Here is a 374-nt window from a genome sequence, read left to right on the forward strand (position 1 = left end):
AACGCCAATCCGGCGCCTGCGGTGATCACGCGGCTGTCCGATCTGCGCCACGTCAAGGTGAACACCGGCTTCCTGGAGATGACCGGCTTCACCCGCGATGCCGTGATCGGACGCAGCGTCTACGAGGTCGACGTGCTGGCCGAGGCGCGCAACCGCGACCTCGGGATCGCCCGCCTCAAGGAGGGCAGCACGATCCCGCAGATGGAGGCGTGCCTCGGCCTGCCGGAGGGCGGGAGCCGGTTCGTCATCGTGGCCGGCCAGCCCATCGACATGGGCGACGAGCCCTGCATGCTGTTCACCTTCGCCGACCTCGAACTGCGCCGGAAGGCCGAGACGGCGCTGCGTCAGAGCGAGGCGCGCTTCGCTAAGGCGTT

The 374-nt window shown here is 69.0% G+C and carries 1 protein-coding gene; it reads left to right on the forward strand.

The annotated features are described in order from the left end of the window. Window positions 1–374: PAS domain-containing protein (locus MKK82_RS33800; RefSeq protein ID WP_243988106.1), on the forward strand; the 374-nt coding region annotated here is incomplete at both ends.

It is taken from the genome of Methylobacterium sp. E-046 (genome assembly GCF_022829625.1).
GTDB lineage: Bacteria > Pseudomonadota > Alphaproteobacteria > Rhizobiales > Beijerinckiaceae > Methylobacterium > Methylobacterium longum.